Origin of the sequence: Planktotalea sp. (genome assembly GCF_049680325.1) — a bacterium.
Taxonomy (GTDB): domain Bacteria; phylum Pseudomonadota; class Alphaproteobacteria; order Rhodobacterales; family Rhodobacteraceae; genus Planktotalea.
Genome location: NZ_JBAUHO010000376.1, coordinates 1 through 12338, shown reverse-complemented (window position 1 = coordinate 12338; position 12338 = coordinate 1). Strand labels below are relative to the sequence as shown.

The window sequence follows — 12338 nt, the reverse complement described above, 5'->3', positions numbered from 1 at the left end:
AAATATGTGTGACGGTGATCGCCATTGCCGCGCCGCCATCAGCCGCCAGTTGCGAGCCGCCGTTAAAGCCGAACCAGCCGACCCAAAGCATTGCGGCACCGATCATCACAAAACCGGGGTTATGCGGCGGTGTGTGCTGGTTCTTGCGTGGTCCAAGGAACACAGCGATCAGAAGCGCGGCCAGGCCGGCCGTTTCATGCACGACAATACCGCCTGCGAAGTCTTTGACGCCGGTTTCACCAAAGATACCACCATCGGACAGCATGCCGCCGCCCCATATCCAATGCACAACAGGTGCGTAGCACAACAGCATCCAGAGCGCAGAGAACAGCAGCACAAAACCAAAGCCGACACGTTCAACATAGGCACCCACGATCAATGCAGGTGTGATAATCGCGAAAGTCATCTGAAAGGCAAAGAACAGGACTTCGGGCAATGTGCGATACAGGCTGTCTGCGGTAACGCCGTTCAGAAAGGCTTTGCCCAGTCCGCCCCAAAGCGCACCGCCATCACCAAAGGCGATGGAATAGCCCGCTACCAGCCAGAGCACGCTCATCAAACAGGCGATGGCATAGCAATGCATGAACACGCTCAAGACATTGCGCGCGCGCACCAAACCGCCGTAAAACAGCGCAAGGCCGGGAAGGGTCATGAAAAGGACCAGTGCCGTCGCGACAATAATCCAACTTGTATCTGCACCGTTCATCACGTGCTCCTGTTGCTTCAACTTAGTTGGCGCTGTCAGTGCCGTGCTTGCGCCGCCTTAAAAAGAGGCGAGCAGCGTTTTCAGTGATGAAAGAGCATGCAAAATACAAACTGCCCTCAAAAAGGGCAAGAAATTACAAGTAATGCATAAAATTTAAGCGCTGCGTGAAAAGCTGGACAAGATCAGTTGCAATGCGTGATCGCGTGCGCCTTCGCGCACTTTTTCGCGGCCCAAGGCACCAAATTCGATGGTTTCGCTAAAAACCTTACCATTATGGGCAAGGCCAAAGCACACACGCCCCTCAGGTTTATGTTCTGATCCGCCGGGGCCTGCGATGCCCGTTACAGACACTGCGATCTGCGCGTCGGAGTTTGCCAAGGCACCGCACGCCATTTCGCGGGCAACCTCTTCACTGACAGCACCATGGGCTTTAAGCGTCGTCGCCTTGACGTCCAGCATGTCTTGCTTTGCTGCATTGGTGTAAGTGACAAAGCCGCGCTCAAAGACGGCTGAACTACCTGCGATATCGGTCAGCGCCGCTGCAATCATCCCGCCCGTGCAGCTTTCTGCGCAGGTCACCATCACGCCGCGTTGTTTCGCGATATCAAGGATTTGCGCGGCGATGCTCACATCAATACCAGATGAAAGAACGCAGCAAGGGCGACAACGCATATCGCCGCAAATATGCCTGCAATGACATCGTCCAGCATCACACCAAGCGCGTCATCGCGCCGATCTGCCCAGCCGACAAGCCATGGCTTCATAATATCAAACGCGCGAAACAACACGAAGGCTGCGATCCAACCGGGCCAAAGCACTTGCGCGCCGATATCCAAAACCCAGGCACCGTAGAAAACGGGCACCAGCGCAATCCATTGGCCAACGACTTCGTCGATGACGATTTCGGACGGGTCATGATTGCTTGAGTCTTTGGTCATTTGTTCGGTTGCCCACCAACCTTTAAAAAAGCCCGCAACAATGGCGATACAGAACAGCCAGAAACCGCCGATCTGAAAGATCGCAAAGCCAAGAGGCAAGGCTACAAACGATCCCCATGTACCGGGCGCAGGGCGCAGGTGGCCGACGTAAAAAACAGTGCCGATCAGGCGGGCAAGTGCGTTCATGGTTTCACCAATGTTGCTGTGGCAAGGGCGGCGATGCCTTCCTCGCGTCCTGTAAAGCCAAGGCGCTCGCTTGTGGTGGCCTTGACGGAAATGCGCGTCCTGTCGAGCTGCATCAGCGCGGCCAGTTTGGTTTTCATCGCATCCGCGTGCGGTCCGATCTTTGGTTGCTCGCAAATCAGCGTGCAATCAATGTGGCTAATGGAAAAGCCGCGCGCGTGCGCCAGATCAACGGCGTGGCGCAGGAAAATTTCGCTCGCAGCGCCGCGCCATTGCGGATCGGAGGGCGGGAAATGCTGACCGATATCGCCATCGCCAAGGGCGCCATAGAGTGCATCGGTGATTGCATGCATGCCCACATCCGCATCGGAATGCCCCTTAAGCGCCTTGCTATGCGGAATGCTTAGACCGCAAAGGATCACGTGATCGCCATCCTCAAACGCGTGAACATCAAATCCATTGCCAACGCGAATATCCATCGAGCGCTCCAGTATCGCTTGCGCCCGTTTGAAATCGTCGGGCGTGGTGATTTTCAGATTGCTCTCATCGCCTTGCGTGATGGTCACGTCAAGACCTGCAGCGCGGGCGACTTCGACATCATCCGCGGCCATGCCATTGAAGGCGCGATGTGCGGCGCGGATTGCTGGCAGGGCAAAGCCCTGCGGCGTTTGCGCGCGAAACAGGCCTGTGCGATCCTGTGTGCCTGAAACTTTGCCGTTGGTACCATGCCAAAGCGCATCGGACACAGCCAGCGCAGGTGCCGCAGCATCCGCGGTGCCCAAGGCCGTAACCACCCCGTCGATGACGCTGTCGGACACCGTGCAACGGGCCACGTCATGGATTAGAACATGCGTGATGTCTGCGCCCAAAGCCTCTAACCCCGCGCGCACGGACGCATCCCGCGTCGCGCCGCCAAAGGTGATCTGAATGCCCTTGATTTCATTGGCAAACTGTTGATCTTCGGGATGAATAACCAAAACGATTTGTGCAATATCGGAGCGCGCCAAAAACCGCTCAGCGGTCCATGCGGCAATGCGCTTGCCCGCAATGAACTGCCATTGCTTGGGAAGGGCGCCACCCGCGCGGGTTCCGCGACCTGCGGCCACGATTACCGCGCCAATGCGCTTTGAGTTCGGCGAAACATTCATAATTCCGTCTTAGCCTTGCGGCTTCAACTGTGCAATCTCGGGTGTATTTGCTTAAAATTTAAGCAGCGTGCTATTGTGTGCTTGCAAAATATGCATACGCCATTGAGGCCGCCGAAACTGCTGAGTAGACCAATGACATGAACGCTTGCTTGAATATCGGATCCAACCAATTGACACCGCCGGTTTTGCTGGCACCTTTGGCTGGGATCACGGACTTGCCGTTTCGCTCGCTGGTAAGCTCGTTCGGGGCGGGGCTGGTGGTCAGCGAAATGGTGGCGAGTCAGGAAATGGTTCAAGCCAAGCCGGGTGTGCGCGAAAAGGCAGAACTTGGCTTTGGGGCGGCGCATACTTCGGTACAGATCGCAGGACGCGATGCCTATTGGATGGGCGAAGCGGCGCGCATGGCAGCTGGCAACGGCGCCAAAATCATCGACATCAACATGGGATGCCCCGCGAAAAAGGTGACCAACGGCTATTCGGGATCAGCGCTGCTGAAGGACCTCGATCATGCGCTTGGGCTGATTGAAGCGGTTGTCGGCGCGGTTGATGTGCCTGTGACGCTGAAAACACGCCTTGGCTGGGATGATGATCTGCTTAATGCGGGTGAGCTTGCCGTGCGCGCCGAAAGCGCGGGCATTCAGATGATGACGATCCACGGGCGCACGCGTTGTCAGTTTTACAAAGGGCGCGCCGATTGGGCCGCGATCCGCGCGATCAAGGATGCGGTGCGCATTCCGGTGATTGCCAATGGCGATATCGTCGATGCCATCAGCGCACGCGAGGCGCTGCGCCTGAGCGGGGCTGACGGTATTATGATCGGACGCGGGGCGCAGGGGCGGCCCTGGGCCTTGGCGGCAATTGCGGCTGATCTGTTTGGCACGCAAATGCCTGAAATTCCAACGGGACAAGCATTTGGTGAAATGGTGCAAGGCCATTACAGCGCGATGCTGGAATTTTACGGCGGCGCACTTGGCGGGCGCGTCGCGCGCAAGCATTTGGGCTGGTACATGGACGACGCGGCCACACCCAAAGCCTTGCGTAAAACTATTCTGACCTGCCGTGATCCAAACGTGGTTATGCGGCTGATCCCAGAAGCCTTGAACCCGGTCGAGCAAAAGGAGGACGTCGCATGATCCGTGATGCAACCATCTGGATGTCACTGCCTGTCGCCACTGTGCTGATCGATGCGGGCGACAAAATCGCCGACATCAACCCTGCCGCCGAAGGTTTTTTTAACAGTTCGGCCAAAGCGCTGCTTGGCTCGCCCATATGGGACAAACTGGCTGTAGCGACACCGCTGGAAAGCGCGTTGTCGCGGGCGCGTGACAATTCATCCGTGCTGTTCGTCAATGATGTGGACGTCGGCACGGGCGAGCGCGCGCCTTTGCAATGCAACCTGCATATCGCGCCCTTGATGGGGCATGCCGGTGTCATGGTCCTGATGATTTCCCCGCGCGAATTGGCGGGGCGTGTGTCGCAGAGCCAAGGGGTCAAATCCGCGGCGAAATCCGCCATAGGCATGGCCGAAATGCTGGCCCATGAGATCAAGAACCCGTTGGCAGGGATCACAGGCGCGGCGCAGCTTTTGTCGATGAACCTTGCGCCCGAAGATCTGGAATTGACGGATCTGATCGTTGAAGAGTCCCGCCGCATTGTGAAGCTGCTGGAACAGGTCGAGCAATTCGGCAATTTGCATGCACCCGACCTTAGGGCGGTGAACCTGCATGACGTGCTTGACCGCGCGCGGCGCTCAGTATTGCTGGGTTATGGCGCCGAGATGAAGATCGTCGAGAATTATGACCCGTCCTTGCCGCTTGCCCATGCCGATGCGGATCAATTGCTGCAAGTCGTGTTGAACTTGCTCAAAAACGCGTCGGAAGCGGCTGGCAATGGCGGCGGTACAATTACGCTGCACACCTATTTCGAACACTCGTTCCGCCTGCGCCGCGCAAGCGGGGACGGACCTGCGCTGCCACTTCAGATCGAGATTATCGATGACGGGCCGGGATTGCCGCCTGACTTGGCCGATGATGTTTTCGATCCCTTTGTGTCGGGTCGTGAAAACGGCACAGGCCTCGGGCTGGCGCTGGTTTCAAAGATTATTTCAGACCATGGCGGCTGGATTTCGGTCGATTCTGTGCCCGGGCGCACAGTGTTTCGGATTTCACTGCCCATGGCCCCTGCACATGCAGTTGAACAGAAGGAAAGCAAGTAAATGGATGGCACGGTTCTGGTCGCGGATGATGACCGCACAATTCGAACGGTACTGACCCAAGCCTTGACGCGCGCGGGCTGTAAGGTCCACGCAACTTCGTCACTGACAACCTTGATGCGCTGGGTCGCGGAAGGGCGCGGCGATGTGGTGATTTCGGATGTGATGATGCCAGATGGCAATGGGCTGGAAATGCTGCCCAAAATTCACGAAGATCGCCCGGGCCTGCCTGTCATCATCATCTCGGCGCAAAATACCATCATGACAGCGATCAAAGCCAATGAGGCAGACTCCTACGACTACCTGCCCAAACCCTTCGATTTGCCTGATCTGATGAAACGAACGGCCCGCGCGCTGGCCTCGCGTAATGCCAAGTCAAGCGCGCAGCCCATCGAGCGCGCAACTGCGGACGAGCTGCCTTTGGTTGGCCAAACACCCGTCATGCAGGCGCTTTATAACCTGATCGCACGGGTGATGAATACGGATATCCCTGTGTTAATCACAGGTGAATCGGGCACCGGCAAGACCGCGATTGCCCATGCGATCCACGATTTTTCAGATCGTCGGACTTTGCCCTTCATCACGATGACCACGGCCGATCTTCAAGACATCGAAGGGCCTGCGCGCGCGCTGGCCCGTGCCAAGGGCGGCACCTTGCTTATCGAAGAAATCGCCGACATTGATCTGGCCGCCCAAGCGCGGCTGGTGCGGATGATGGATGCGCCCGGCGATCACGTGCCGCGTTTTCTTGCGACCTCACTCGTCGATCTGGCCAGCAAGCTGGAAAGCGGGGGACTGCGTCAGGACCTGTATTATCGCCTTGGCGGCGCGACCCTTTCGGTGCCTGCACTGCGCGAGCGCGTCGATGATATCGAAGTCCTTGCACGTCATTTTCTGGCAAAGTCGGAACAGGACGGGGCTATGGCGCGTGCGCTTTCGCCCGAGGCTGCAAAACTCATCCACGACTATTCATGGCCCGGGAACGTGCGCCAGCTTGAAAATGCGATGCGCCGCCTTGGCCTGACGGCGCGCACGGATGCGATCACACGCGCCGAAGTCGAGATGGTTCTTGGCAGCCAACCGAATCTCGAACCTGTCCTGACGGGCGAGATGACAACAGAGAAATTATCGGCCTCGGTTGAACGTCATTTGCGTCGATATTTCGATTTGCACGGCGGATCTTTGCCGCCAGCTGGCATTTATGCACGCATTTTGCGCGAATTTGAGCAACCTTTGATAGAAATCTCGCTCGAAGCAACGGGTGGAAATCAGGCTAAATGTGCTGATTTATTAGGTATTAACCGCAATACCTTGCGTAAGAAGATAACAGACCTCGATATTCGCGTGACACGGCAACGCAAATTGATGTAAAACCGCAACATAAACGTGGCCCAAACACATCGCTTGCGCGATTTCTAACGAGAGCCACAGAATTTGGCGGTGGAGCATCATGCTCCCAAAGATCGAGGGCAGCGCGTGAGCCAGCCTTTAGACGGACCAGCGCCCGCGCATCTAGCGCGGCGCAAAAAGGCATCTATGTGGGTGCGAATGGCGCATTTGCGTCGGCAACGTCGTGTGCAAAACGCGATCACGCTTGGCGTTGTCCTGCTTGGTCCTGTTTTGGCGCTTGCGACATTCCTTGTTCTTGGCCCCTTGGATCAAAATGTCGGCGGGCCGGCGTTGCGGTTCGTTTTGCTGCTCGATCTGGTCTATGTCCTTGTTGTTGCCGCTTTGGTATTGCAACGCGTGGCCCAAATGATTGCCGCGCGGCGCGCGCGCTCGGCCGGTTCACGCTTGCACTTGCGCCTGACAGGGGTCTTCGCGCTCATGGCGCTGATCCCGACGGTTACGGTTGCGATCTTTGCGGGGCTGACCATCAACATGGGTTTGGAAGCCTGGTTTTCGCAGCGCGTTCAACGGGTTGTCGGCAACTCTCTTGCTGCGGCGCAAGCCTATGAGCACGAGCAACGCCGCGATCTGGAACTGGACGCACAGGCGCTCGCTGCCTATTTGAACCTGCGGCGCAACGAGATCAGATTTACGGGCACGGCAAGCCTTCGTGAAGTCCTGCGTGACGGGCAGCTTCAAATCCAGCGTGGACTGCGCGAAGCCTTTGTTGTGGATGGCACTGGCGAAATTCGTGCGCGCGGCGAGCGTTCGTATCTTTTCGACTTTGACGAGCTTGCACCGATCGAAATCGAAAGCGCACGGATCAACGGCATTCACGTCATACAAGACTGGGAAAACAACGAGTTCCGCGCCTTGGTTAATTTAACGGGCTTTGTGAACCACTACCTTTATGTCAGTCGCCGTGTGGACGGGCAAATTCTCAAACTGCTTGATGAAACCCAGGAAACCGCGCTGTTTTATCAGCAACAAGAAAGTGAACGTGGACGCCGCCTGTTCGAGTTCGGTCTGATCTACATTGGTTTTGCGCTTATTCTTATTCTAGCTGCGGTCTGGCTTGGGCTGTGGTTTGCGGAACGTCTTTCGCGCCCGGTTGGGCGACTTGCTGGCGCAGCGCAGCGCGTCGGGGCAGGGAATCTGGATGTGCAGGTTCTTGAAGAAGAAGGCGATGACGAAATCGCCATGCTGGGGCGCTACTTCAACCAGATGACCCGCCAGTTGAAAGGGCAGCGTGACACGCTGCTGGAAAACAACCGTCAGATCGACCGCCGCCGCCGCATGTTTGATTCGGTGCTTTCATCGGTGACTTCGGGTGTTGTCGGTTTGGAGGCAGAAGGACGCGTGTCCTTTGTGAACCGCTCGGCCGAGCGTTTGCTTGGCTGGCATCAGGATCAACAGGACGTTGCGCTGTCTGTTGCGGTGCCTGAATTCGGTCCGCTTTTGGAAAAGTTGCGCAGCTCTAATATGAACACGGCGCAGGGCGAGGTGAAGGTTAGCCGCGACGGGCAAATGGAAAACCTTTTGGTGCGCATGTCACGCCGTCTTCGCGAAGATGGCACGCTTGAGGGCTATGTTGTTGCCTTTGATGATGTGACCGATCTTGTAACAGCGCAGCGCATGGCCGCTTGGGGTGATGTCGCGCGCAGGATTGCCCATGAGATCAAGAACCCTTTGACGCCGATCCAGCTTTCGGCTGAGCGCATCCAGCGCAAATTTTCGCCGCTTGTGGGCGATGAAGCCGAAAGGCTGCAACAGATGACGGGGGTCATTATTCGCCAAACGGGCGACTTGCGCCGTATCGTTGATGAATTCAGCAAATTCGCGCGTATGCCTGAACCGGATCGCCGAAGTGACAATGTGATTGCGCTGGTGCGTGACGCCGCGCTTTTACAAGAGGCCGGGCAGCCCGACGTTTCCTTTGAGGTGATTTTGCCCGAGGGCGAAATGATCGCCGAGCTGGATGCGACCATGATTTCGCAAGCGCTGACCAACCTTATCAAGAACGCAGGCGAAGCGATCGAAAGCTATGAAGAAAAGTTTGGTGCCCAAAGCACCGTGCGCAACGTCAGCATCGAGCTGAGCGAAGAGCAAGACTGTGCCGTCATCAAGATTGCAGACAGCGGTATCGGGCTGCCTGAAGATCGCGCGCGCTTGTTTGAACCCTATGTAACGACACGCGACAAAGGCACCGGACTGGGTTTGCCGATCGTGAAGAAAATTATCGAAGAGCATGGCGGCTCGTTGGTTCTGACCGACGCACCGCTGACAAACGGGCAGGGACGCCCCGGCGCAATGGCAGTGGTACGATTGCCTCTGCTGGGTTCGGGCGAACCAGACCATGAAACCTTAGCGACTTAATTGGTGGAGAGAATGATGGGCGACATTCTAATTGTAGATGATGAACGGGACATTCGGGAGCTGATTTCCGATATTCTGGAAGATGAAGGATTTACCACGCGGCTTGCGGGAACGTCAGACGAATGCATGGCGCAAGTCACAGCGGAACAACCTGCGCTGATGATCCTTGATATCTGGCTGAAAGACAGCTCGATGGACGGGATCGATATTCTCAAAGTGGTCAAAAAAGACTTTCCCGACGTGCCTGTCGTAATCATATCGGGACACGGCAACGTTGAAATCGCTGTGGCCGCGATCAAACAGGGGGCCTATGATTTCATTGAAAAGCCGTTCAATATCGATCAGCTGATGGTGGTGATCCGCCGTGCGATGGAAACCTCGCGACTTCGCCGCGAGAACGTTTCGCTCAAACGTCGTGACGCTCCAAGCACGGAAATGATCGGCGACAGCGCAGCTTTCCGCACATTGGTGAGCCAGCTTGATAAGGTGACCAAATCTAACGGACGGGTCATGCTTCGTGGTCCTGCGGGTTCGGGAAAAGAAGTCGCCGCACGTTATATTCACGCCCATTCCAACCGCGCCGATGCGCCGTTTGTAACGGTCAATTGTGCAGGTGTTGAACCTGATCGCATGGAAGAGGTTCTGTTTGGCCGCGAGGGCAAGGATCAAGGCATTCAGCCCGGTTTGCTGGAACAGGCCAATGGCGGGGTGATCTATTTCGACGAGGTCGCAGATATGCCGCTGGGCACGCAAAGCAAGATCTTGCGCGTGTTGGTGGACCAACAGTTCACCCGCGTTGGCGGCTCTGACAAGGTGCGCGTTGATTTGCGGGTTATTTCCTCGACCAGCCGTGATCTGGAGGCAGAAATCGCTGCGGAGCGTTTCCGCGAGGAGCTTTATCATCGCCTGAACGTCGTGCCGATCCCTGTGCCGTCACTGGAAGAGCGCCGTGAAGATATCCCGCTTTTGGGTGCGCATTTCATCGAGGAATGCAATAAATCGCAGGGCCTTGCCTTGCGTAAATTTTCGGATGAGGCAGCTGCGCTCATGCAAACGATGGTTTGGCCCGGCAATGTGCGCCAGTTGAAGAACCTTGTTGAGCGTGTGTTGATCCTTGGCGATGGCACCGGAGCGATTGAAGCGCGCGAATTGCCGAATGAGCAAAGTGGAACGGGCGAGGAAGGGCGCGTTGTGCTTTCTGGTTCTCTTGCCACATTGCCGCTTCGCGAAGCGCGTGAAGCCTTTGAACGCGAATACCTGCTGACGCAGATCAACCGTTTTGGCGGCAATATTTCCCGTACGGCAAATTTCGTTGGCATGGAGCGGTCCGCCTTACACCGCAAACTCAAATCTTTGGGGGTTGTGACGACCAACAAAGCGGGCGCGCGCGTGGCGCGGATCGAAGATGAAGAAGTGGAAGGCGCCAGCTAAGTATGAGCAGCTCCGACAAAAGTGGGGAAGCATCACCCACTGGTGGTGTTGTAACCGAGACAATCCTCGACGATCCACAGCTATTGCTGCAATTTCGAAAAGGTCGTTCTGAACGGCTTGTCGTCGTGTTTTCCAGCTACGCGCCGAAAAAGAAGTGGCGCGATGTAAAGACGACCGCCTTTTCTGGCAGTGCATCACAACATGGGCTGCATAATGTGTTGTTTGTTGTCGATAAGCCCGGCAGCTTCGGGCTTGCGCCGAAATTGATGACGCGCGTGGAAAAAGCAGCAAGAGAGCTTTGTCGCCAGCATGGTTTGAACCGTGTGGATGTCTTGGGTTCCTCTATGGGTGCTTATTCAGGTTTTCTGTTTGCTGACCTGCTCGAGGTGGAGGTCATGGTCGCCTTGGCCCCGATGCTTGTCGTGGATCAGACCGCGCGGCGTTTTGATACGCGGTGCGATGCCTGGCTTTACAATGTCCCGCAGGCAAGGACGCATCCGACTGTGTTTGATCTTTTGGACCGTCCGAAACGGATATGTATGGCACATGGATTGAACGGGCGCGACGCAACCTACGCGGCTATGGTGCCGAATAGTGACCATCTAAGGCACTACCTGTTTCCATCCAGTGGCCATGTGGTGGCCAAACATTTGTCCAGCATAGGCGTTTTGTCCAAACTGATTGGCGCAGCATTTGAAAACAAGCCCGAGAAAATGGATCAACACGCCGATACGGCATTGGGGTATCTCAAGGGCACACTGCCATCGCCCAAGCTACTTGCGCGGATCGCGCAGTTGCCTGAAATCGCGCAAAACCCCAAACATGTCCCGTCCAGAAAGCTGATACAGGCAATTCGCCGCGACACCCAATTGGATACGATATTTTGATCTGCCCAAAAGCCCCTGAAAGGCAAAGATCGGCTCAAGCATTGACGCTACTGGGCCACTCTGTCATTCAGTCCGAACGTGATTTGAGCAGAGGCCGAACATGAAGGTCATTATTTGCGGTGCCGGCCAAGTGGGCTGGCAAATTGCACGACATCTTTCAGGCGAGCGCAACGACGTCACCGTTGTTGACAACAATCCCAATCTTGTGCGCCGTGCAACGGATTCCCTTGATGTGCAGGGCATAGCTGGTTTTGCCAGCTATCCGGACATTCTGGACCGTGCTGGTGCGCGCGATGCAGATATGATTATTGCAGCGACCCATTCTGACGAAGTGAATATGGTCACTTGCCAAGTGGCGCATTCGGTTTTCGGAATTCCCCGCAAAATTGCGCGGTTGCGCAGCCAGTCTTATCTGGATGCGATCTATTCCGATCTTTATCGGCGCGATCACATGCCGATCGACGTCGTGATATCGCCCGAAAAAGAAGTCGCAGACGCGGCACTACAACGTCTTTCCGCGCCCTCGGCCTTTGATACGGAAACCTTTCTGGACGGCAAAGCGCAGTTGCTTGGCTTGCTGATTGAAGACAACTGCCCTGTGGTGAATACGCCGCTGCGCCAGTTGACCGATCTTTTCTCTACGTTGCGCTCGATCGTTGTGGGGGTGCGGCGCGAAGGCATGCTCTTTGCGCCTGAGGCCGGAGATCAGCTTTTGGTTGGCGACGAGTGCTATGTTTTTAGCCACGTTAACGACGTTACCCGTACCATGGAAATATTCGGCAAGACGCACCGCGTGCAAGAACGCGTTGTTCTGATTGGCGGCGGCAATGTCGGTTTGGCGGTCGCGCAGGCGTTGGAAAAACGGGCAACGCGTGTGCGTGTCAAAGTGATCGAGAAAAACCGGGCCGTGGCCGAACGCGCCGCTGACGCGCTAGAGCGCACGATCGTGCTGCATGGGGACGGTTTGGACGCGGAATTGCTCGAAGAAGCCAACATCAGCCGCGCGGATGCTGTTCTGGCGGTGACGGATGATGACAAAACCAACATGCTGGCGGCAGTGCGCGCCAA

Annotated in this window: 11 protein-coding genes; 7 read left to right on the top strand and 4 right to left on the bottom strand. The window is 56.4% G+C overall.

Going from position 1 to position 12338, the window contains the following annotated elements; translation table 11 throughout:
• From WBC85_RS16790 to WBC85_RS16775, 4 genes are all read right to left on the bottom strand, one after another.
• A partial coding sequence (locus WBC85_RS16790) for an ammonium transporter (RefSeq protein ID WP_424440018.1) occupies positions 1–706 on the bottom strand: 706 nt, incomplete at its 3' end.
• A gap of 153 nt (positions 707–859) precedes the next feature.
• Entirely contained in the window at positions 860–1378 is a 519-nt protein-coding gene (locus tag WBC85_RS16785) for a CinA family protein (RefSeq protein WP_424440015.1), read from the bottom strand.
• On the bottom strand, positions 1333–1830 hold the full coding sequence (locus WBC85_RS16780; RefSeq protein WP_424440012.1) for a phosphatidylglycerophosphatase A family protein: 498 nt from the start codon (positions 1828–1830) through the stop codon (positions 1333–1335). The genes WBC85_RS16785 and WBC85_RS16780 overlap by 46 nt, the downstream gene beginning before the upstream one ends.
• Positions 1827–2975, bottom strand: a complete 1149-nt coding sequence (locus WBC85_RS16775) for a bifunctional 2-C-methyl-D-erythritol 4-phosphate cytidylyltransferase/2-C-methyl-D-erythritol 2,4-cyclodiphosphate synthase (RefSeq protein WP_424440009.1) — start codon at positions 2973–2975, stop codon at positions 1827–1829. The genes WBC85_RS16780 and WBC85_RS16775 overlap by 4 nt, the downstream gene beginning before the upstream one ends.
• Positions 2976–3112: 137 nt before the next feature.
• Between WBC85_RS16775 and dusB the strand changes: the two genes are divergently transcribed.
• From dusB to trkA, 7 genes are all read left to right on the top strand, one after another.
• Positions 3113–4108 (top strand): tRNA dihydrouridine synthase DusB, encoded by a 996-nt coding sequence (gene dusB, locus WBC85_RS16770; protein WP_424440006.1) that lies wholly within the window; start codon positions 3113–3115, stop codon positions 4106–4108.
• Positions 4105–5190, top strand: coding sequence for a two-component system sensor histidine kinase NtrB (locus WBC85_RS16765; protein ID WP_424440003.1), 1086 nt, complete (start codon positions 4105–4107; stop codon positions 5188–5190). The genes dusB and WBC85_RS16765 overlap by 4 nt, the downstream gene beginning before the upstream one ends.
• Positions 5191–6558, top strand: a complete 1368-nt coding sequence (locus tag WBC85_RS16760) for a response regulator (RefSeq protein WP_424440000.1) — start codon at positions 5191–5193, stop codon at positions 6556–6558.
• A 165-nt stretch (positions 6559–6723) separates the two neighbouring features.
• Entirely contained in the window at positions 6724–8952 is a 2229-nt protein-coding gene (locus WBC85_RS16755; protein WP_424440021.1) for an ATP-binding protein, read from the top strand.
• Positions 8953–8967: 15 nt separating this feature from the next.
• Positions 8968–10383 carry a sigma-54-dependent transcriptional regulator gene (locus WBC85_RS16750; RefSeq protein ID WP_424439997.1) on the top strand — a complete coding sequence of 472 codons (1416 nt, stop codon included), beginning with the start codon at positions 8968–8970 and terminating at the stop codon, positions 10381–10383.
• Positions 10384–10385: 2 nt separating this feature from the next.
• On the top strand, positions 10386–11270 hold the full coding sequence (locus tag WBC85_RS16745; protein WP_424439994.1) for a hypothetical protein: 885 nt from the start codon (positions 10386–10388) through the stop codon (positions 11268–11270).
• A gap of 100 nt (positions 11271–11370) precedes the next feature.
• Positions 11371–12338, top strand: a 968-nt coding sequence (gene trkA / locus WBC85_RS16740) for a Trk system potassium transporter TrkA (RefSeq protein ID WP_424439991.1), incomplete at its 3' end; no start/stop codon positions are given.

Coding starts and splice junctions, on each gene's coding strand:
- WBC85_RS16785 (WP_424440015.1), bottom strand. CDS start 1,378: ATGCGTTGTCGCCCTTGCTGCGTTCTTTCATCTGGTATTGATGTGAGC.
- WBC85_RS16780 (WP_424440012.1), bottom strand. CDS start 1,830: ATGAACGCACTTGCCCGCCTGATCGGCACTGTTTTTTACGTCGGCCAC.
- WBC85_RS16775 (WP_424440009.1), bottom strand. CDS start 2,975: ATGAATGTTTCGCCGAACTCAAAGCGCATTGGCGCGGTAATCGTGGCC.
- dusB (WP_424440006.1), top strand. CDS start 3,113: ATGAACGCTTGCTTGAATATCGGATCCAACCAATTGACACCGCCGGTT.
- WBC85_RS16765 (WP_424440003.1), top strand. CDS start 4,105: ATGATCCGTGATGCAACCATCTGGATGTCACTGCCTGTCGCCACTGTG.
- WBC85_RS16760 (WP_424440000.1), top strand. CDS start 5,191: ATGGATGGCACGGTTCTGGTCGCGGATGATGACCGCACAATTCGAACG.
- WBC85_RS16755 (WP_424440021.1), top strand. CDS start 6,724: ATGTGGGTGCGAATGGCGCATTTGCGTCGGCAACGTCGTGTGCAAAAC.
- WBC85_RS16750 (WP_424439997.1), top strand. CDS start 8,968: ATGGGCGACATTCTAATTGTAGATGATGAACGGGACATTCGGGAGCTG.
- WBC85_RS16745 (WP_424439994.1), top strand. CDS start 10,386: ATGAGCAGCTCCGACAAAAGTGGGGAAGCATCACCCACTGGTGGTGTT.